Here is an 18,172-nt window from a genome sequence, read left to right on the forward strand (position 1 = left end):
TTATTTCAACACAAGGAGATGTTATGAGAATACTTATTACTAACGATGACGGGATAGAGGCATCTGGAATTATTCGCCTTGCTCATGCAGCTAGGGAATTTGGAGAGGTTTGGGTGGTTGCACCTGAGAGTCAGCGGAGCGCAGCAAGCCACAGCATTACTCTTCATAATGAGATAGATATTTATCCTTATCCGGATTTTCCGGTGGAGGGTGTTCATGCATATTCATGCAGTGGCACACCTGGGGATTGCGTGCGAGTAGGAAGCTTGAGTGTAATGCCAGCAAAGCCGGATATTGTTCTTTCTGGGATTAATTTTGGATATAATGTTGCATCAGATATTCAGTATTCAGCTACAGCTGGAGCAGCATTTGAAGCCAGCTTCCAAGAGTATCATGCCATTGCCTTATCTGAGGGCTGCAATGGTCATGAGGTTACTGATAAATACATAAAAGACATATTAAAAAAGCTTATAGATACGCCCCTTGACCCAGGGTTTATTCACAATGTGAATTTTCCAGACTGTCCCCTGGGAGAATGTCAGGGCATTTTATATGATAGGAAAGTATCTAGAGGAATGTTCTATAAGGACCATTACAATGTAGTAGAAGAGCTTGATGATGGCGGTATTCGCTATGTGGTTGAGGGAGTGTATAGCCCTGAGGCAGAAGAGGACACAGACTTTCACGCCATACTTAACAACTATGTCTCGGTCGGTGTTGTAAATAATGTTGGTTACTGATATAATTACGATAGTTTTTCTATATTTAGGAGGCATATATGGCAGAGAATAAGAATTTTGTTATAAATGTTAAGGGCTCTGAGGGCGTTAATATTTCTGAAGAAGTAGTTGGTATTATCGCAGGTCTTGGCGCTGCTGAGGTAGATGGCGTTGATTCACTTGCTGGTAATCTTACACTTGATACAATTTCCAAGGCTGGCATGGGTAGACTTTCAAAGGCTATCAAGGTCGTAGATGCTGACCCTGGTAAGATCATTGTTAGAATGGCTATTAATATGAAGTATGGCTACGAGATTCCAAAGGTATCTAAGCTTGTTCAGGAAAAGGTTAAGCAGGCCGTTGAGACAATGACAGGACTTGAAGTTACAGCAGTAGACATCCGCATTGCAACTGTTAGCGTTTCTTCTACTAACTAATGTAGGATTGTTTATTTTTTATTCATGATATTGTATAATTATGGGGTGCTATTCATTGGATAGCACCCTATTATTAGCTATAAATAGATATTTTTTAGGAGTAATTATAAATGAATAGACACGAGATTAGAAAAGAAGTATTCAAGGCCGTTTTCATGAATGAGTTTCATGATACTGAGGAGATGGATGGCATTATTGCTACCTTTTTAAAGGGCCGCGATATTGCCGAGACAGAGGATCTTGCTAAGAACAACAAGACTCCAGAAGACGAAGAATACATCAAGACTAAGTCAGAGGACATCATCTCTAAGATTTCTGAGATTGATGAGCTTATCAACAAGTCAGTTGACGGTTGGAAGACTACACGTATGGCTAAGGTTGACCTTACACTTATCAGACTTGCATTATATGAGATTAAGTTTGAGAACATCCCAGTAGGTGTTGCTATCAATGAGGCAGTTACACTTGCAGATGAGTTCGGTACAGATAATTCCGCTGGTTTTGTTAATGGAGCTTTAGCTAAACTTGTATAATGAATAAAAATGTATACAGTGTTTCAGAAGTAAATACATACATCGAGAGAATGTTCAAAGATGATTTTATGCTTGGAAATCTTTCCCTTAGTGGAGAGGTTTCCAATTGTAAATATAATCATACTGGACATATTTATTTTACCCTTAAGGACGATGGGGCAGCTATTTCATGTGTTATGTTTGCTGGCAAGAGAGCCAAGGGACTTAAGTTTCAGATGAAGGATGGAGACCAGATAGTAGTCACCGGTTATGTGGGAGTATACAAGCCCTACGGAACCTATCAGGTCTATGCCAATGAAATAGAGCTTGCCGGAGTTGGCGATTTATTTGCAAAGTTTGAGGCGTTAAAAGCAGAGCTTGAAGAGACTGGCATGTTTGATGCCATGTATAAAAAGCCACTTCCTACTCACGCTATGAAGATAGGAGTTGTCACTGCGCCTACAGGAGCTGCTGTCCACGATATTATTCGCGTATCCAAGTCTAGGAATCCTTACGTGCAGATAGTGCTTTATCCAGCGCAGGTACAGGGAGAGGCTGCAGCGCCATCTATTGTGGCTGGTATTCAGTGCCTTGATGAGATGGGGCTTGATGTGATTATTGTGGGACGAGGCGGTGGTTCCATCGAGGACTTGTGGGCCTTTAACGAGGAGATTGTTGCCAAGGCAATTTTTCATGCCACTACACCGATTATTTCTGCTGTTGGTCATGAGACAGATTTTACCATTGCAGATTTTGTGGCTGATAGAAGAGCGGCTACACCATCGCAGGCAGCCGAATATGCCAACTTCGTATATACGGATTTTGCAAATGAAATTAATAGATGCTCGGATAGATTAAATAGAGCCTTAGACTATAGACTTGAGTCTTACTCAGAGAGACTTAATAATCTTAAGCTTAGACTTCAGTTGCTTCGTCCTGAGAACAAGATAAAGGCTAATCAGGAGAAGCTAGAACAGTTATCAATTCGTCTTAACAATTTGATGAATGCTAAGATAGACCGACTTGAAAATAAATTGGTTGCTGTTTCCGGTAGGTTAGATGGTCTGTCGCCAGCTAAAAAGCTTGCCGCTGGTTTTGGATATGTGACTGATAAAGCAGGCAATAGAGTTGATTCAGTTAAGATGCTATCAGTTGGAGATAATATTTCCATCAGGGTTAAGGACGGTTCAATAGAAAGCCTGATTACTGGTCTTTTAGATGTTTAGATCTACTATAGATAGGAGAAGAAATGGCAGATACTAATGAAAATACAATAGAGCAGAGCTTTGAGAAGCTAGAAGAGATCATCACTAAGATGGAATCATCTGATGTTTCTTTAGATGAGTCTTTTGCTCTCTACAAATCAGGCATGGAAGAGTTACAGCATGCCAACTCAAAAATTGAACAGACTAAGAAGGCTGTACTTGCAATTAGCAAGGAGGGTGGCCTAGAAGTATTTGAAGGGGATGAATAACATGGATATCAAAAACGAGCTTCTGGTTAGAGCTGAGTCTGCTGAGGATGTAGTTTGCAGATTCTTGCCTGATGTGGAGGGACATCAGGGGATGATTTTCGATGCCATGGAGTACAGTGTTACGGCTGGTGGCAAAAGACTTCGTCCTATTCTTATGAATGAGACATATATCATGTTCGGTGGCAAGTCAGATGTGATTGAGCCATTTATGGCAGCTATCGAGATGATTCATACATATTCACTAGTGCATGATGATTTGCCCGCCATGGACAATGACATGCTTCGCCGTGGCAAGCCTACTACACATGCTACCTATGGAGAGGCCATGGGTATTCTTACTGGTGATGCACTTTTAAATTATGCTTTTGAGACAGCATTAAATGCCTATGATGCAGAGGATGCTGATGTCAGTGCCATCACATCTGCCATGAGGATTCTTGCCAGAAAGGCAGGGGTATTTGGAATGATTGGCGGTCAGGTTGTGGATGTTATGTCTGAGAAGCATCAGCTTGATATTGACGAGGAAAAGCTTCATTTTATTTATGAGCTTAAGACTGGCGCCTTGATAGAGGCTTCAATGATGATTGGCGCTGCACTTGCCGGAGCCAGCGAGGAGGAGATTACTACAGTTGAGTCTGTAGCATCTATGATTGGTATGGCTTTCCAGATTCAGGATGACATTCTTGATATAGAGGGTGACGAGGCTAAGCTTGGCAAGCCAATTGGCTCAGATGAGCGCAATGAAAAGAGTACTTACGTTACTTTCGCTGGTATAGAAAAATCTAAACAAGAGGTAAGACGTCTTACAGACGAGGCCATTGATAAATTAAATAGCCTTCCAAAGAAAAATGAATTTTTGGTAGAGCTGCTTAATTATCTCGTTTACAGAGACAACTAGGAAAAGTTATGGTTCTTGAAAAAATAAAGCAACCTAATGATATTAAAAATTTAACAGAGGAAGAACTTAAGCTTCTTCCTGATGAGATTAGGAATTTCCTTATAGAAAATCTATCAAAGACTGGCGGTCATTTGGCTTCCAATCTTGGAGTTATTGAGCTTACTATGGCTCTTCATTTACTTCTTGATTTTCCTAAGGACAAACTTATATGGGATGTTGGACACCAGGCATATACTCACAAGATTCTCACTGGTAGAGCAGATGAGTTTGAGCATCTGAGACAGTATGGAGGTATGAGCGGTTTCCCTAAGCGTCAGGAGAGCGATTGTGACAGTTTTGACACAGGTCACAGTTCTACATCACTTTCTGCAGCACTTGGGTATTGTATGGCTAGGGACCTTCAGGGTGAAGACTACAAGGTGGTTGCTGTTATTGGTGACGGCGCCCTTACAGGTGGTCTTGCTTATGAGGCTCTTAACAATGCTTCCCAGCTTAAGAAATCAAATTTCCTCATTGTACTTAATGACAATGAGATGTCTATATCTAAAAATGTTGGTGGTATGTCTACCAATCTAGAGAGACTTAGGACAAGCTCTAAGTATTTAGGACTTAAAAACAACGTTCTTTCATCTTTGGAGTCATGGCCTCACGGAGAACGTATCATTAGAAAGATTCGTAGTGCTAAAAATGGTATCAAGTCTCTCATGGTGCCCAATATGGTATTTGAGGACTTGGGCATTATGTATTTAGGTCCTGTAGATGGCCACAATGTTAAGGCTATGCTTGATACTTTCAAGATGGCCAGCAACATAGAAGGACCGGTTTTAGTTCATGTTATTACTAAAAAGGGTAACGGCTATGAGCCTGCTGAGAGACATCCATCTCGTTTCCATGGTACAGATATTTTCGAGATAGAGACAGGACTTCCACAGAGGAGCAGCAATCCTGGATATACAGATGTTTTCTCAACAGTTATGAGAAAGATGGGAGACAGAAATCCTGAGGTAGTTGCCATTACTGCAGCTATGGCTGATGGTGCTGGCCTTAAGCGATTCAGGAATATGTTCCCTGATAGATTTTTTGATGTAGGTATAGCAGAGGAGCATGCAGTTACATTTGCTGCTGGACTTGCACTAGGTGGCAGAGTGCCAGTATTTGCAGTGTATTCTTCATTCTTGCAGCGTGCTTACGACCAGATTTTAGAGGATGTTTGTCTTCAGAATTTGCATGTTATATTTGCAATAGATAGAGCAGGACTTGTTGGTGCTGATGGTAGCACTCATCAGGGTATTTTTGATGTGAGCTTTTTATCGTCAATGCCAAATATGACAGTGATGGCTCCAAAGAATAAATGGGAGCTTTCTGATATGATGAAGTTTGCAGTGGCATACGACGGACCGATTGCTATTAGATATCCTAGAGGAGAGGCTTACTGTGGTCTTAAGGAGCATCGAGCTGAGATAGTTCTTGGCAAGGCTGAACAGATTAAGGCAGGTAAGAAAGTTATGCTTCTTGCTCTTGGATCAATGGTTAAAAGGGCAGAGGAAGTGGAGGCACTTCTTTTGGACCATGGCATTGATGCAGGTATCTGCAATGCTAGATTTGCAAAGCCACTTGATGAGCAGTACATCAGAGGACTTGCCAATGACTATGATTTGATAGTCACTATGGAGGAAAATGTTGTAACTGGTGGATTTGGTCAGCAGGTACAGACATTCCTTGTGGATAATGGATATAAGGGACAGGTACTTAAGATTGCTGTGCCAGACGAATTTGTTCAGCACGGCAGTGTGACCCTTTTATTTAAGGAGCTTAAGATGGACGCCCAGTCTATCGCTGAGCGAGTATTAGATGCTCTTAAAAATAGACCAAATTAGTTTTTATAGGAAGTTAAAATGAAAGAAAGACTTGATGTTGTATTAGTAGACCGAGGTTTTGCACCTTCTAGAGAGAAGGCCAAGACCATGATAATGGAGGGCAATGTTTTCGTTAAGGGTAATCGCGAGGACAAGGCCGGCACTAAAATAGACGTAGATGCTGATATTGAGATTCACGGACAGCAGCTTAAGTATGTTAGCCGCGGTGGACTTAAGCTTGAGAAAGCTATGACTCATTTTGACATCACATTAGATGGCAAGGTGTGCATGGATATTGGAGCATCTACTGGCGGGTTTACTGATTGCATGCTTCAAAATGGTGCATCAAAGGTATTTTCTGTTGATGTAGGATATGGACAGTTTGCTTGGAAATTAAGACAGGACCCTAGAGTTGTCTGCATGGAGAAAACTAACATCCGCTATGTCACTTTAGATGACATAGGAGAGCAGCTTGATTTTGCATCAGTGGATGTTTCATTTATCAGCTTGACTAAGGTACTTGGACCTGCAAAGGCTCTTCTTAAAGAGGATGCTGAGATGGTTTGTCTTATCAAGCCACAGTTTGAGGCAGGCAGAGAAAAGGTCGGCAAAAAGGGCGTTGTCAGAGACCCAGCAGTCCATGAGGAAGTTATTAATACCATTATTGATTTCGTTACTGAAATCGGTTTTCATGTTCTTCATTTGGAGTATTCTCCAATTAAGGGACCTGAAGGGAATATAGAGTACTTGATTCACATTTCGACTTTGGAAAAACAGGGGGAAGCAATTGATGTGTCTGCAGTAGTAGCTGCGGCTCACGGTAGCTTAGACAAATAATGAAGAATTTTTTAATTGTTGCACGTTCATTTAGCGATTTACATGAAGAATATATTGGGATTATCACTGATTATATTAAGAGCAAGGGTGGTATGTGTATCCTTGATTTGGCTACTTGCCCAGATAGCTCTGAGGCTGAGGTGACAGTTGATGACAATATAGAGTGTATTATCACTGTAGGCGGTGATGGTACAGTTGTCAGAGTGGCACAAAATGTTACCAATCGCAAGATTCCTATCGTAGGTCTTAATTGTGGACATCTGGGTTATCTTTGCGATATGACAGTTGACAATGTTATTCACTGTCTTGATCAGTTGCTTAGCGACAATTACAAGATTGATGAGAGAATGATGTTAGAAGGGGAGTGTTCTAGCGACAGCAATAATAAGTTCAGAGCACTTAATGATATAGTGGTTGCATCGGAGGCAGCAGGACTCTATGTTCTCAACCTTACTGTTAAGGTCAATGGAATTCAGCTGTATTGCCACAATTGCGATGGACTTATTGTTTCAACACCAACAGGTTCTACAGCATATAATCTTTCCGCAAATGGACCTATAGTTAGTCCACATGCTGATTGTATTATTCTTACACCTATCAATCCACATACCCTTAATTCAAGAAGTATTATTCTATCTTCTAATGATGAGGTGGAGGTATCTATTTCAGCCCGTCACGAGGAGGATAATGCTAAGGCTAATGTTATTTATGACGGTACACTTAGACAGGTCCTTCTTAATGAAGATACTCTTAAGATATACCGTTCAAAGACTACATCCCATATGGTGATGCTTGAAAATGTTAACTTCTTAGAGAGAATAAGAGCACGAATGCAGGAGATTTAAATGAAGATTGAGAGACAAACCAAGATTCTAGAATTGATTGTAAAAAACGAAATAGGAACACAGGAGGAACTTACAGCAAAGCTTGAGGAAGCAGGCTTTAATGCTACTCAGGCTACAGTGTCACGTGATATCCGCGAGATGAAGCTGACAAAGGTAGCTGATGCTTCTGGCAAGCTTCGCTATGTTGCATTTAAGACCACTCAGGATGATATGAACGAGAAATATATTCGTATTTTCCTAGATGGATTTGTTTCTATGGACAATGCTACAAACATACTTGTAGTAAAGACTGTTTCGGGTATGGCAATGGCTGTGGCGGCAGCACTTGACCATATGGATTTTCCTGAGATAGTTGGCTCAATTGCTGGTGATGATACTATTATGTGTGCCGTAAGAACACTTGATGATACAGTTAATCTTATGGGCAAACTTAAGAAAATTATTGACCGCAGCAAATAGATTTAGACTATAGATTAAAGCTATGGGGCTTTGATTTTAGATTTGAATATAGGCGTAGAAAAGGAGAATAATATGCTTGCTAGCTTGCATGTGAAAAATTTAGCGCTTATCGATGAAGAAGAGATTATATTTTCAAAGGGACTTAATATCCTTTCAGGTGAGACAGGTGCTGGTAAATCTATTATTTTAGGTGCACTTCATCTCAGCCTTGGTGACAAGGCTTCAAAGGATTTTCTTAGAGATGCAGAATCTGAGGCTTTTGTTGAGGCGGTTTATCTTATTAATGATGAGAAGACAAAAGAAGCTCTTAGAGCTCTTGATGTTGAGCCTTACGATGACGAGGTCATCATGAGCCGCAAGATTACAGAGTCAAGGAGCGTTGGCAAAATCAACGGAGAGCAGGTTCCTGCTTCTAAGCTCAAAGAGGTGGGGGATATCCTTCTTGATATTTACGGTCAAAAGGAGCACCAGTCACTTCTCAACACCCACAAGCATATGGAGCTTTTGGATGAATTTGCAAAAAATGATATAGGTGATTTAAAGGAGAAAATCGCAGAGAGCTATGGACAGTATAGAGATCTTATAAAGGAGCTTGATGAGGCTAAGGCTAGCGATGTATCTAAGGAGAGAGAGATAGTTCTTTTAGATCATGAGATAAATGAAATTGAGTCTGCTCAGCTTAAAATAGGTGAGGATGAGGAGCTGGAGGACGAGTACAGACGCTTGTCTAATTTCAGCAAGACTATGGAATCATTTGGCAGAGCACATGAAGCTATGGCAGGTGATGGAGGAGCGTCAGATGCTCTTAGTAGCGCTATTTCAGAGATTCGTCATATTGAGGGAATTGATGAGAGAGCACCAGAATTCTTAGCTATGCTTAATGATGCAGATAGCATTATTTCAGATTTTAACCGTGAGCTTTCAAGCTACATGTCAGATGCAGCTTTTGATGCCAATAGATTTAATGAGGTAGAGATTCGTCTCAATGAAATCAATAGATTAAAGGATAAATATGGCCCTACTATTGAGATTATCTTAGAGGAGCTTAAGAAGCGTCAGGACCAGAAGGCTAAGTTCGAATCTTTCGATGAGTATTTAGCTGACCTTAAGAAAAAGGTTGATGAGGCAACTGCTGAGCTTTCTGCACTTTCTGATAAGCTTTCAGATATCAGACATGCTTCAGCCAAGGTTCTCTCTAAGAAAATGCAGGAAGCTATGAGCGACTTGAATTTCTTGAATACTGAGTTTGATGTAGAGTTAAAGCGACTTGATCATTTTACAGACAACGGTGTAGATGACGGTCAGTTTGTAATCTGCACTAATCCAGGTGAGCCACTTCGTCCACTTAAGGATATTGCTTCAGGTGGTGAGATGAGCCGAATTATGCTTGCTATCAAGACTGTACTTGCTTCAGGCGGCGGCATTGATACACTTATTTTCGATGAGATAGATGCTGGTATTTCGGGAAGAACAGCACAGGCTGTTTCTGAGAAGTTATCTACTGTGGCATCAGCCCATCAGGTTATCTGTATTACTCATTTGCCACAGATTGCTGCCATGGCTGATACTCATTTCTTAATTGAGAAGAATGTGGAGAATGGTCATACTATTTCTGGAATTAAGAAGCTTCATTCGGATGAGGCTGTACCAGAGCTTGCCCGTATGCTTGGTGGTGCTCAGATAACAGAGGCAGTTATGGAAAATGCCCGCGAGATGAGAAATCTGGCTCTTGAATATAAAAAGAATTCCTAAGCCATTTTCTTTTGCCAGGCAACAGCACCGCATCTGCCACATCCGTATTTACGATAGTTTTTAGTAAACTGACTGTCGCGCTTTCGATAGATGGTTGCACCGCAGTTGCCACAAGTAAATATATATTTGATAGCCATAGAGGAGTTGGACTTGTAGTCTTCAACTCCTTTTTCTATGCCTGTTGTTACACGCTTGATATTGTATCCATATACCTGATTCATAACCTCAGCATAGTATTTCCACTGGCCAGTATGCTTCATGCAATTCTTGCAGGTATGTAAAATCTCATGAATAATAGTTTCTTTGCAGGATTTCTCTGTAATTCTATCGTCATTAAGAAGAGCCTCAGCTATTTGGATTTCAAAAGTCTTGTCAGGATTTTGCTTGCAAAGTCCCCATCTACTTTTTGCTCTTTTATTAATAGTCCATGAGGTGATATTGCCAGGCTTAATGCCTACGTGGGTTACCTCCTTCATTGATTCAGTTATCAGTCGATTAAAATCTTTCATAGTATATACGGTTTACATTTTACCTTATTAGATTATTGCCTTCGTATCCAGGTTATTATATCTATTTTGACCTAAAAGAGAAATAGATTAGTTATGGTTTAACTTAGTCATCAATGAATTCAATTTAGTCTAAATGGGTGGAAATGACTAAATTAAAAGGTTATTTATAGATTGACACCTTGTGTTAAGATACATATACTAAAATGCAACAGTGTTGCAAATTAGAAAGAGGGTGGACATTATTAACACAGGTGTTTATATTTTTGCTGGATTTTTAGAGAGTGGTAAGACTACAGCATTACAGGGTGTTTTGACGAGAAATGCTGATGTGATTAACAAGGAAAATAAATCAGTTATTATCTGTACTGAGGATGGAGAGGAAGAGTACGATAGCAACCAGCTTAAAGAGATTAATACCTCAGTAGTTATGATGGAGGATGAGGATTCTTTTGATCTTGATTATCTAGAGAAGATTCAGGAAGAATATTCTCCGTCAACAGTTTATATAGAATTTAACGGAATGTGGGATTTGAAGAAATTCATAGAAAAGCCTATGCCAGAGGGGTGGATTATTATGAATGTATTTACTCTTGTGGATGCTACCACATTTGAGATTTATTTGACAAATATGCGCCAGGTCATTATGAATCCAATCAGCGTTTCAGATGTCATTTTATTTAACAGATGTACAGAAAATACTAAAAAGGGAGAGATTAGAAGACCTATCAAGATTTTAAATCCAAATGGTCAGCTGTTTTTCTCAAGAATGGATGGTTCCATAGATGATGGAATGGAAGATTTTCTCATGCCACAGGAGGATGGCATTGTTCATGTGGAGGAGGATATTTTCTGCTCTTGGTTTGTAGATTGTATTGAAAATCCTGACAAATATTACGGCAAGCGTGTGGCATTTAAGGCTATGGTTACCTCGGGAAAGGGACTTGCTGCTAATCAGTTTTATGTGGGAAGGCTTGCAGCTATTTGTTGTCAGGCTGATGCCCAGTTTATTGGATTCATAGCTGAGGCAAAAGAAAATAAGCCTAATGACAAGGATTGGATTGAGATGGAAGCTACTGTTGAAAGAGGTCAACTTAGCGAGGGCAAGCAGATTATTCTTTTAAATGCAAATTCTATCAAGCAGGTAGATAAGCCTGAGGATATTTATATCTATGCATAGATTCTAGCCATATAGCAACAGTGGCATTATGTGATATACTTTAGGTACGTTATGCTAGTTGTTAAAGGGGATTGAGTTTATGTACATAAATACGAAGAAACATTATCTTTCAAAATCAATATATATTTCTGCAGGAATAGGACTTTTAGCTCAAATCGTAAATGCGGTTTCCAGAATATTTTTTGATGCAAAAGTTGCTGAGCCGGATATGCTAAATCAGGTTATTTTTATTGTTAGCATGGTTCTGCAGGTGGTAGTTATTCTTGTGATTATCTTTGTTTTTAGTTATTACATCCGTCAGATGCGCCATATAGTGCGTCTAATGAAGGACGATGATTCTGATGAGATGGCTATATTACAGAGAAAATATATACCAGATGATATATCTAGTTTAAAGGCAGAAGCTATTTATCAGCTACTAGAAATTTGGGCGTCGATATTTGTTTTTGTGCAGATAATGTCCCTGGTTTCCAACTATGAATATAGAAGTCTGATTCGTAGACTTTCAGAGCTTATACCGCTAGATAGCTACGAAAATGCGGTAACATTTTACGATATATATAACTCAACACATGGTTTTAAGTATATCGGTATGTTTGCCGCCCTTATCATTGGAATATTTGTAACTGCCGTCTTCTTAAAAGATAGATTTTTAAAGATTGTCACTGTCAGTGTGACAGGAGTGTTTATGCTGGCATTTACAATTTTTCAGATGATTACTTTTGAGACTAATTTCAAAATTATAAGTATAGTATGGACTTCCATCATCTATCACGGTCTAGAAACCATAGGACTTATATTATTTGCTATTTACTTATCTAAGAATTACAAGGGGCTTTAGATTACAGATTTTTCTCGCCCCATCTTTTAAGCTCTAATAGAATTGGTATGATGCTTTTTGCCTTGTCAGTGAGAGAGTATTCTACTCTGACAGGCATCTCATCATATTGCTTTCTGATGACCATTCCAGATTCTTCAAGTTCTTTTAGAGAGTTGGCTAGCATTGTATTTGTGATGCCATACACAGCACGTCTAAGGTCACCATATCTGACTACTTCGTCCTTATCGATGACGCATAGAATCATTATTTTCCATTTTCCACCAACTATATTTAGGACCTTCTTAAGGCCACAGTCCTCACCGGCAATATTGTCACATAAAGGTTCTTTCTTGCTCATATTCCATGTCCTTTCTATAAGCATCTGGTCAGTTTTTTCTGACTAGGTCAATAATTTCTGCGTACTTGATATATTTTATGTACCACCTATAATAAACTTATCAATTGATAAACGCAACAATAAAAATAGAAAGGTGTCTGATATTTAAGAATGGTTAGAAAAAAAGCTAATCCAGACAGGAGCATATGTGTAGCCTGTGGAGTCTGTGTAGGACAGTGTCCTAAGGGCGCAATATCAATATATAAAGGCTGCTATGCTTTTGTTGATACTGAAAAATGTGTTGGATGTGGTTTATGCGAAAAGGCATGTCCAGCAAATGCGATTTGTTTGGTAGAAAGTGATTCGGAGGTGACAAATGGCAAATAGTAATAAGAAACACTGGTACAGTTACCTTTGGATTTGGTCAATAGTATATTTTGCATTAGGATTTTTCAATATCTTATTTGCATGGCTTGGAATGATTGATTTTATTTTGCCTTTGATTTTTGCAATAGTAGGTGGCAACAAATGGTTCTGCAACAATATGTGCGGACGTGGACAGCTGTTTTGGGTGTTAGGTAGAAATCTAGGATGTTCAAGAAAAAAGCCGGCTCCTAAGTGGGTGGCTTCAAAATGGTTTAGATATGGCTTCTTAGCATTTTTCCTAACTATGTTTGGAACCATGGTGTTTAACACATACCTAGTATTTACAGGGGCTGGTACTTTAAAGAAGGCAATTAAGCTTTTCTGGACTTTTAAAGTTCCATGGCAATGGGCATATTCAGGAAGCATTTTCCCTGACTGGGTGGCTCAGTTTGGATTTGGATTCTATAGTTTAATGCTTACATCCACACTTATTGGCTTGATTTTTATGGTTCTATATAAAGAACGTACCTGGTGTTCATTCTGCCCAATGGGCACTATGACTCAGGGAATATGTCAGATAAAAGCAAGAGAAAAATAGGAGGTAGGTTTTGGGAAAGACAGTTATTATCGGTGGTGTAGCTGCAGGTGCAAGCGCAGCAGCTCGCCTTAGAAGATTAAAAGAAAATGAAGAAATAATACTTTTTGAAAGAGGAGAGTATATTTCATACGCTAATTGTGGTTTACCTTACCATGTGGGAAATGTAATTGAAAATCGTAGTGATCTTTTGGTTACAAAAAAAGAAATGATGGAGAGCAGATACGCTATTGATGTAAGAATTAATAGCGAAGTAACATCTATTAATCGTGATTCAAAAAGTGTTCACGTGGTTACAAAGGATGGTCAGGAATATGATGAATCCTATGATAATTTAGTAATTGCCACAGGATCTTCACCAGTTCGACCTGCAATTTCTGGAATTGATTCACCTAAAGTGAAGACTCTTTGGACTGTGCCAGACACAGATGAGATTAAGAAATATATTAAGGAAAATAGTGTTAAATCAGCTACGGTTATTGGTGGAGGATTTATTGGACTTGAAATGGCAGAAAATATCTATGGGCTTGGTATTGATGTGACAATAGTAGAGGCTTCAAATCAGGTAATGGCACCAGTTGACTACGAGATGGCTCTGCTTTTGAATGAGAACATTCGTGACAATGGAGTAAAATTAATTGTCAAAGATGGGGTTGATAGCTTTGAGGACACTTCAGAGGAAATCAAAGTAAAGCTTTCAAGCGGAAAGACTGTTTTGTCAGAGCTTGTGATTCTTTCTATTGGTGTAAAACCAAACAGCAAGTTAGCTGCTGATGCTGGACTAGCTCTTAATGAAAAAGGCGGAATAATCGTTGATAGTCACATGAGAACAGAAGATGAGTCAATCTATGCAGCTGGAGACGTAGTTGAAGTAGAAGATTTTATTTTTAAAGATAAAACAATGGTTCCACTTGCAGGACCTGCAAATAAGCAGGGAAGAATTGTAGCTGATAATATTGCAGGACTAGACTCAACTTATACAGGAACACAAGGCTCATCAGTTGTAAAAGTCTTTGATTTAAATGTGGCAACAACAGGAGCAAATGAGAAGGCTCTTGTAAGAAGAGGGCTTGTAAGAGATAAGGATTATACATCAGTGATTCTAACTCAAAATTCTCATGCAGGATATTATCCAGGGGCAAAGCCTATGATCATAAAGCTTCTTTTCTCTATAGATGGAAAGAAAATCTATGGTGGACAAATCGTAGGAAAAGATGGAGTGGATAAGCGTATAGATACACTTGGTACAGCGATTAGATTTGGTGCTACAGTAAAGGATTTGACAAATTTAGAACTTGCTTACGCACCACCATTTACTTCTGGAAAAGACCCTATAAATATGGCAGGTTTTGTAGCTGAAAATGTAGTAAATGGGCTTGTAAAACAGGCTGTATGGAATGAGGCAGATACTGATAAGGAATCAGTTGTTTTAGATGTTAGAGAACAGGCTGAGCTTGATGTTTTTGCTATTGACGGTGCTGTTAATATTCCTCTTGGTCAGTTAAGAAAACGTATAAACGAATTGGACAAGAATAAGAAGTATATCGTCCTTTGTGCAATAGGTGTGCGTGCTTATAATGCCTATAGAATTCTTGCACAAAATGGTTTTGAGAATATTAAGCTTTATCCAGCTGGAGTTAGATTCTATTCTTCGACCCATAGAAACTTTGAGGAAGTTAATGATGAATTTGTTTGTAAATACTAGAATTGTTTGTATAAATTATTATCCTTAAATAATCATTTATAGAAGAAGGACTTCGATTATTGAAGTCCTTTTTTACTTTTTATAAATAATGTTGCATAGATTTATGATTATGTGTATTATACTATGTAGTACAGATGGTACAGTTGGCTGATTATATAGATTTTATTTATAAAGAGGGAATAATGGATAGAAGTTATAGGTATTACGATTACAACGATGATTACTACAGACGCCGCCGGATTGCAGCTAAAAGAAAGCGCAGACGTCGTAGAAGAATGATACTGTTAGTAATTGAGTTTTTAATATTAGTAGGATTTGGATATTTAGGATTACAGTTTTTTAAGCCGGAAGAAAAAATAGATAGACTTGAGGTGGCAAAGGAGTCTGAGATACCTGATTGGATTACAGTGGATATTATTGACGAGGGCAATCCATCAAGAACAGGCTTGCCATTAGATGGGGTTAATAATATAGTGGTCCACTATGTAGGCAATCCAGGTACTACCGCTGAGCAAAATAGAAATTTTTATAATCAAGATGATTCTGATGTATGCTCACATTTTGTTGTGGGAATGGATGGAACTATTATTATGTGCGTTCCTCTTGATGAGCGTTCATCTGCAAGTAACGATAGAAATCACGACACTATTTCTATAGAGGTTTGTCATCCTAGAGTAGACGGTGAATTTACTGATGAATCCTATGATGCATTGATTAAGCTTGTAGATTGGCTTTTGGATGAGTTTCATATGACACCGGATGATGTAATCAGACATTATGATGTTACTGGAAAAGAGTGTCCTCTTTATTTTGTACAACATCCAGATGCTTGGGAGAAATTTAAGGAAGATTTGTAGTATAATTTTCATTGATAGTAAATTATTTACAAGGATAGATATCAATGAACAAATCTCAGGCGAGAAAGATTCTCGGGTTAGATGGCTCAGAGAATGAGCGAGAAGTAAAAAAGAAATATCGCAAACTTATGCATAATCATCATCCAGATAGCAGCGGCTCATCAGATGGTGAGATGGCAGCGAAAATAAATACTGCCTATGAGCTTATAATGAAAAGCTTTGATGGTGGAATAGTAACGACTTCTAGCAAGAGCAAGAAGTCTAAAAAGAAAAATTGGAATGCAAAAGAAAACAAGAATGCCTACTGTGTTAGACCTATTTTTCATGAGGTTGAGGATTTTGATGGCAACAGTATTGGGACCATTGAAATCGCCCGTGGCAAGTACGTTTGGACAAAGGACGAGGAGTTTTCTTTATTTTTAAAAAGTCTATATGAGACCAGCAAGGAACTGCTTGAAAATGCAAGACCTACATTATTCTTTCAAGTTCCAGATGTGATAAAGCAAAAGTATCTAGCAGACCTTACATATCTGCTAACAGGTCAGTTTATTGATAGCACTTTGACCTTGAAGGAATTAGGAGTGCTTGATATTGATGCTTACAAGATATCTGCAATGGTTGAGCTGGGAGCTGATGTTGCAGTTCCCAAGGATGGCACTACGCTTTATCCTGCTGGTATTTCTAATCATCGTCTTTATCTTAGAAACAAGGTGTCAGAGATCGTAGGATATCTTAGTTTCAAGGATGATAGGCTCTATTATGTTATAATCCCTTTATTAGAACAAAAGCGAGCTCAAGTGAAAATGGTAGTTGCTGATAAGACCCTTAAGTCTAGAACTAGAAAGCGATATGTTGATTTAGATTTATGGATTAGGCTGATTGATGCGGAGACATCAGCAGTTGAGAGCACTAATTTAAAAATAGATGAGTTATTGAAAAAATACGGCAAAGAAGGATTCTGATTTGAGGCTTGTGTTGAAATAACTATTGGTAGAGGAGAATATGGATTTTAAAACTCTTGAAGAGAAAATTGAAGAATTAAATCATATTAATCCAAATGCAAGCCATGCAAGTTGGGAAAGATATATGCGCTTATATCATTTGATTTATGAGGCACTTCTTGAGATGGAAAGCAAAGGGGTAATTGCTATTTTTCCAAAAGAGAAAAGCCTGGGTTATTTAGAAGAACTGCTTATAAATGATGGACCAGAGTTTTCCTATACATTTATATTTTGGAAGAGATTTAGATTTTGGAAGAAGTACAAAATCGGTGTGTGTGTTAGAGGATTACCTATATGCAGGCCATTGTCAACTGATGATTAAGGAAATATGTTTCAGAATAAATAAAAGGGAGAGTTGAGATGTCACAGGAAAGACCTAGAAAATCTCCGCTTAGCAAGGAGCTTTATAGCACACTTGTGGAGGATGGTTATTCAATTGAGTTCGCCACATTGATAACTGATAATCTAAATACTGATTTTACTGCCGGTAGGATGCTTGGATATTTGGCACACTATGACCATCTGCCAGAGGTGGAGATAGCTGATGAGATGTTAGCAATACTTTCAGATAGAAAGCAGATTATGGATAAAAAGGCTGCTGAAAGTTACAATGCTGCCTGGAACAACTATAGGCAGGCAGGAATATTTGATGATATTGATGAATAGATTGATTGGACCAGCTGAGGCTGGTCTTTTTTGTTGGAGAAATATTAATGAGAAAAATGTGATATGTAATTAGGATAAATGGTTAGATATATCTAACTGAGTGTAGTAATATATAATTAGTTTTTACAAATAGAATTATGTGAGGAGAAATACATGAAAAAATTATCATCTAAACAAAAGATATTAATGGGTTGTGTATCAATGATTCTTGCCATTATCGGTGATTATTTACTTGGATTTGGTACATTTAATGTATCCACAGCACCAGATATGCGTATAGGGGAATTCAGTGGAATGTAATTGCAGATTGGAGACTTGCAGTATCATTAACCAAAGATACTAGAGAAAAT

At 38.7% G+C, this 18,172-nt stretch carries 23 protein-coding genes; 21 read left to right on the top strand and 2 right to left on the bottom strand.

All coding sequences use genetic code 11. The features are described from left to right. The first annotated feature begins 23 nt into the window (after window positions 1-23). From surE to recN, 11 genes are all read left to right on the top strand, one after another. Window positions 24-740, top strand: a complete 717-nt coding sequence (gene surE / locus F0Q01_RS03270; RefSeq protein ID WP_090486199.1) for a 5'/3'-nucleotidase SurE — start codon at window positions 24-26, stop codon at window positions 738-740. 38 nt (window positions 741-778) lie between these two features. Further along, window positions 779-1,156, top strand: a complete 378-nt coding sequence (locus F0Q01_RS03275; RefSeq protein ID WP_090150490.1) for an Asp23/Gls24 family envelope stress response protein — start codon at window positions 779-781, stop codon at window positions 1,154-1,156. A gap of 110 nt (window positions 1,157-1,266) precedes the next feature. Next, window positions 1,267-1,689 carry a transcription antitermination factor NusB gene (gene nusB, locus F0Q01_RS03280; protein ID WP_090150493.1) on the top strand — a complete coding sequence of 141 codons (423 nt, stop codon included), beginning with the start codon at window positions 1,267-1,269 and terminating at the stop codon, window positions 1,687-1,689. Beyond that, window positions 1,689-2,894, top strand: a complete 1,206-nt coding sequence (gene xseA, locus F0Q01_RS03285; protein WP_090486202.1) for an exodeoxyribonuclease VII large subunit — start codon at window positions 1,689-1,691, stop codon at window positions 2,892-2,894. The genes nusB and xseA overlap by 1 nt, the downstream gene beginning before the upstream one ends. A 23-nt stretch (window positions 2,895-2,917) precedes the next feature. Beyond that, window positions 2,918-3,142: an exodeoxyribonuclease VII small subunit gene (gene xseB / locus F0Q01_RS03290; RefSeq protein ID WP_090150499.1), complete on the top strand. Its 225-nt coding sequence runs from the start codon at window positions 2,918-2,920 to the stop codon at window positions 3,140-3,142. 1 nt (window position 3,143) lies between these two features. Continuing rightward, window positions 3,144-4,040: a polyprenyl synthetase family protein gene (locus F0Q01_RS03295; protein WP_090150958.1), complete on the top strand. Its 897-nt coding sequence runs from the start codon at window positions 3,144-3,146 to the stop codon at window positions 4,038-4,040. 8 nt (window positions 4,041-4,048) lie between these two features. Further along, window positions 4,049-5,917 (top strand): 1-deoxy-D-xylulose-5-phosphate synthase, encoded by a 1,869-nt coding sequence (dxs, locus tag F0Q01_RS03300; protein ID WP_090486205.1) that lies wholly within the window; start codon window positions 4,049-4,051, stop codon window positions 5,915-5,917. An 18-nt stretch (window positions 5,918-5,935) separates the two neighbouring features. Next, the gene (locus tag F0Q01_RS03305) at window positions 5,936-6,733 is read left to right on the top strand and encodes a TlyA family RNA methyltransferase (protein WP_090150505.1); all 798 of its coding nucleotides are present in this window, start codon (window positions 5,936-5,938) and stop codon (window positions 6,731-6,733) included. After that, window positions 6,733-7,578 carry an NAD(+)/NADH kinase gene (locus F0Q01_RS03310; protein ID WP_090150508.1) on the top strand — a complete coding sequence of 282 codons (846 nt, stop codon included), beginning with the start codon at window positions 6,733-6,735 and terminating at the stop codon, window positions 7,576-7,578. The genes F0Q01_RS03305 and F0Q01_RS03310 overlap by 1 nt, the downstream gene beginning before the upstream one ends. Then, the gene (gene argR / locus F0Q01_RS03315; RefSeq protein ID WP_090150511.1) at window positions 7,579-8,037 is read left to right on the top strand and encodes an arginine repressor; all 459 of its coding nucleotides are present in this window, start codon (window positions 7,579-7,581) and stop codon (window positions 8,035-8,037) included. A 30-nt stretch (window positions 8,038-8,067) separates the two neighbouring features. After that, window positions 8,068-9,789 carry a DNA repair protein RecN gene (recN, locus tag F0Q01_RS03320; RefSeq protein WP_330584273.1) on the top strand — a complete coding sequence of 574 codons (1,722 nt, stop codon included), beginning with the start codon at window positions 8,068-8,070 and terminating at the stop codon, window positions 9,787-9,789. Here recN and F0Q01_RS03325 read toward each other — a convergent pair. Then, on the bottom strand, window positions 9,786-10,298 hold the full coding sequence (locus F0Q01_RS03325; protein ID WP_090486210.1) for a SprT-like domain-containing protein: 513 nt from the start codon (window positions 10,296-10,298) through the stop codon (window positions 9,786-9,788). The genes recN and F0Q01_RS03325 overlap by 4 nt on opposite strands. A gap of 232 nt (window positions 10,299-10,530) precedes the next feature. Here F0Q01_RS03325 and F0Q01_RS03330 point away from each other — a divergent pair, with 232 nt between their 5' ends. Both F0Q01_RS03330 and F0Q01_RS03335 read left to right on the top strand, forming a co-directional pair. Continuing rightward, window positions 10,531-11,475, top strand: a complete 945-nt coding sequence (locus F0Q01_RS03330) for a GTP-binding protein (protein WP_163927126.1) — start codon at window positions 10,531-10,533, stop codon at window positions 11,473-11,475. Between the two features lie 79 nt (window positions 11,476-11,554). Then, window positions 11,555-12,316: a hypothetical protein gene (locus F0Q01_RS03335; RefSeq protein ID WP_090486216.1), complete on the top strand. Its 762-nt coding sequence runs from the start codon at window positions 11,555-11,557 to the stop codon at window positions 12,314-12,316. A gap of 1 nt (window position 12,317) precedes the next feature. On the opposite strand, the gene F0Q01_RS03340 is transcribed toward F0Q01_RS03335, so the two are convergent. Then, window positions 12,318-12,653 (bottom strand): winged helix-turn-helix transcriptional regulator, encoded by a 336-nt coding sequence (locus F0Q01_RS03340; RefSeq protein ID WP_090486219.1) that lies wholly within the window; start codon window positions 12,651-12,653, stop codon window positions 12,318-12,320. A gap of 150 nt (window positions 12,654-12,803) precedes the next feature. On the opposite strand from F0Q01_RS03340, the gene F0Q01_RS03345 reads away from it, so the two are divergent. The 8 genes from F0Q01_RS03345 (at window position 12,804) to F0Q01_RS03380 (ending at window position 18,122) form a co-directional block, all read left to right on the top strand. Then, window positions 12,804-13,019 (top strand): 4Fe-4S binding protein, encoded by a 216-nt coding sequence (locus F0Q01_RS03345; RefSeq protein ID WP_090486222.1) that lies wholly within the window; start codon window positions 12,804-12,806, stop codon window positions 13,017-13,019. Continuing rightward, entirely contained in the window at window positions 13,009-13,596 is a 588-nt protein-coding gene (locus tag F0Q01_RS03350; RefSeq protein ID WP_090486225.1) for a 4Fe-4S binding protein, read from the top strand. The genes F0Q01_RS03345 and F0Q01_RS03350 overlap by 11 nt, the downstream gene beginning before the upstream one ends. Before the next feature lie 10 nt (window positions 13,597-13,606). Next, complete coding sequence (locus F0Q01_RS03355; protein WP_090486230.1) at window positions 13,607-15,298, top strand: FAD-dependent oxidoreductase; 1,692 nt, start codon at window positions 13,607-13,609, stop codon at window positions 15,296-15,298. A gap of 182 nt (window positions 15,299-15,480) precedes the next feature. Continuing rightward, window positions 15,481-16,155, top strand: a complete 675-nt coding sequence (locus F0Q01_RS03360; RefSeq protein WP_090486233.1) for an N-acetylmuramoyl-L-alanine amidase family protein — start codon at window positions 15,481-15,483, stop codon at window positions 16,153-16,155. A 44-nt stretch (window positions 16,156-16,199) separates the two neighbouring features. After that, window positions 16,200-17,117 (top strand): J domain-containing protein, encoded by a 918-nt coding sequence (locus tag F0Q01_RS03365; protein WP_090486237.1) that lies wholly within the window; start codon window positions 16,200-16,202, stop codon window positions 17,115-17,117. Window positions 17,118-17,157: 40 nt separating this feature from the next. Continuing rightward, complete coding sequence (locus tag F0Q01_RS03370) at window positions 17,158-17,478, top strand: hypothetical protein (RefSeq protein ID WP_090486239.1); 321 nt, start codon at window positions 17,158-17,160, stop codon at window positions 17,476-17,478. 38 nt (window positions 17,479-17,516) lie between these two features. Next, on the top strand, window positions 17,517-17,822 hold the full coding sequence (locus tag F0Q01_RS03375) for a hypothetical protein (protein WP_090486241.1): 306 nt from the start codon (window positions 17,517-17,519) through the stop codon (window positions 17,820-17,822). 153 nt (window positions 17,823-17,975) lie between these two features. Then, window positions 17,976-18,122, top strand: a complete 147-nt coding sequence (locus F0Q01_RS03380; protein ID WP_163927128.1) for a DUF6796 family protein — start codon at window positions 17,976-17,978, stop codon at window positions 18,120-18,122. Window positions 18,123-18,172: the final 50 nt, after the last annotated feature.

The organism is Pseudobutyrivibrio xylanivorans (assembly GCF_010906925.1).
In the GTDB taxonomy this organism is placed as follows: domain Bacteria; phylum Bacillota; class Clostridia; order Lachnospirales; family Lachnospiraceae; genus Pseudobutyrivibrio.

Coding starts and splice junctions, on each gene's coding strand:
- F0Q01_RS03370 (WP_090486239.1), top strand. CDS start 17,158: ATGGATTTTAAAACTCTTGAAGAGAAAATTGAAGAATTAAATCATATT.
- xseA (WP_090486202.1), top strand. CDS start 1,689: ATGAATAAAAATGTATACAGTGTTTCAGAAGTAAATACATACATCGAG.
- F0Q01_RS03380 (WP_163927128.1), top strand. CDS start 17,976: ATGAAAAAATTATCATCTAAACAAAAGATATTAATGGGTTGTGTATCA.
- F0Q01_RS03345 (WP_090486222.1), top strand. CDS start 12,804: ATGGTTAGAAAAAAAGCTAATCCAGACAGGAGCATATGTGTAGCCTGT.
- F0Q01_RS03305 (WP_090150505.1), top strand. CDS start 5,936: ATGAAAGAAAGACTTGATGTTGTATTAGTAGACCGAGGTTTTGCACCT.
- F0Q01_RS03295 (WP_090150958.1), top strand. CDS start 3,144: ATGGATATCAAAAACGAGCTTCTGGTTAGAGCTGAGTCTGCTGAGGAT.
- argR (WP_090150511.1), top strand. CDS start 7,579: ATGAAGATTGAGAGACAAACCAAGATTCTAGAATTGATTGTAAAAAAC.
- F0Q01_RS03325 (WP_090486210.1), bottom strand. CDS start 10,298: ATGAAAGATTTTAATCGACTGATAACTGAATCAATGAAGGAGGTAACC.
- F0Q01_RS03310 (WP_090150508.1), top strand. CDS start 6,733: ATGAAGAATTTTTTAATTGTTGCACGTTCATTTAGCGATTTACATGAA.
- dxs (WP_090486205.1), top strand. CDS start 4,049: ATGGTTCTTGAAAAAATAAAGCAACCTAATGATATTAAAAATTTAACA.
- F0Q01_RS03365 (WP_090486237.1), top strand. CDS start 16,200: ATGAACAAATCTCAGGCGAGAAAGATTCTCGGGTTAGATGGCTCAGAG.
- F0Q01_RS03360 (WP_090486233.1), top strand. CDS start 15,481: ATGGATAGAAGTTATAGGTATTACGATTACAACGATGATTACTACAGA.
- F0Q01_RS03335 (WP_090486216.1), top strand. CDS start 11,555: ATGTACATAAATACGAAGAAACATTATCTTTCAAAATCAATATATATT.
- surE (WP_090486199.1), top strand. CDS start 24: ATGAGAATACTTATTACTAACGATGACGGGATAGAGGCATCTGGAATT.
- F0Q01_RS03375 (WP_090486241.1), top strand. CDS start 17,517: ATGTCACAGGAAAGACCTAGAAAATCTCCGCTTAGCAAGGAGCTTTAT.
- F0Q01_RS03275 (WP_090150490.1), top strand. CDS start 779: ATGGCAGAGAATAAGAATTTTGTTATAAATGTTAAGGGCTCTGAGGGC.
- nusB (WP_090150493.1), top strand. CDS start 1,267: ATGAATAGACACGAGATTAGAAAAGAAGTATTCAAGGCCGTTTTCATG.
- F0Q01_RS03340 (WP_090486219.1), bottom strand. CDS start 12,653: ATGAGCAAGAAAGAACCTTTATGTGACAATATTGCCGGTGAGGACTGT.
- xseB (WP_090150499.1), top strand. CDS start 2,918: ATGGCAGATACTAATGAAAATACAATAGAGCAGAGCTTTGAGAAGCTA.
- F0Q01_RS03350 (WP_090486225.1), top strand. CDS start 13,009: ATGGCAAATAGTAATAAGAAACACTGGTACAGTTACCTTTGGATTTGG.